1 protein-coding gene is annotated in these 1,022 nt (G+C 72.2%); it reads right to left on the minus strand.

Annotated elements, in window-relative coordinates; translation table 11 throughout:
* A partial coding sequence (locus AB0G02_RS42190) for a beta-galactosidase (protein ID WP_360806797.1) occupies positions 1–1,022 on the minus strand: 1,022 nt, incomplete at both ends.

Consider the following 1,022-nt stretch of genomic DNA (forward strand, 5'->3'; position numbering starts at 1 on the left):
CCAGCGCCGGGCCGCGGACCAGGACGGGTCCGGCGGAGGAGTCCTGCCGCCAGAACCGCGCGGCGGTCTGGTCGGTGCCGAGCAGCAGCAGCAACGGCTGCCGCCCGCCGCCGGTGACCAGCACGCGGGTCAGGCCGGTGTGCGTGTAGTCCAGCCGCAGGTCGCCGCCCGCGTAGGAGCTGCGGACCGCGCCGTCGAGCACCTTCACGGTCGGGGCCGAGTCGTAGCGCAGGACCGTGGAACCCTGTTCGCCGTCCCGGCCGTAGAGCACGGCGACGTCGCGGCCGGACGTGGTGACGTGGGTCAGGATCTCGGAGTTCGACCACACCAGCCGCTGCCCGCCCAGGTCGTACCCGGCGACGAGGATCTTGGCGTCGCGGCCGTTCACCCGCACCGGCACCTGGTAGCGGCCGTCCGGGGTGGACCAGTCCAGCGTGGTGGACAGGTCGGCGTCGGTGCGGCGGTCGGCGTGCCGCACCAGGACGAACTGGGTGCGGGTGTCCGGGTTGGACCGCGCCCTGGTGGCCACGGCCGGGTCGCCGGGCGGGGGCCCGGCGGCCGGGTCGGTCTTGCGGAGGGGCGCCACCGCGTTCATGAAGTAGCCCTGGCGCTTGAACTCGTCGTACTTCGCGGTGAGCTGCCGCGACTCGGTGATCGCCGCGCCGTAGTCGTAGGAGGTGTAGACGTCGTTGGGCTGCGGCAGCCAGCCCCAGGACGTGCCGCCGTAGGCCATGTAGTAGCCGAACATGGTGGCGCCGCTCTCGACCACGTTCGACTTGTAGAACACCTTCATGTACTCCGGGCCGGTCAGGTCGCGGCACTTGTCGTACCCGGCGTCGTTCAGGTCGATCGCGCCCGCCTGGTACTCGGCGGCGTACACCGGCGCGGTGTCGTTCAGCCGCCGGGTCACGCCCTCGCCCGTCCCCCACGCGTCGGGTTCGAGGCAGTTGAACAGCTGCGGGTAGTCGTCGACGCCGGGGACCTGCACCGCGCCCTCGCCGGACGACCAGTTGGCCAGGTAC

The sequence above is a fragment of the Actinosynnema sp. NPDC023658 genome (assembly GCF_040639995.1).
Classification (GTDB): domain Bacteria; phylum Actinomycetota; class Actinomycetes; order Mycobacteriales; family Pseudonocardiaceae; genus Actinosynnema.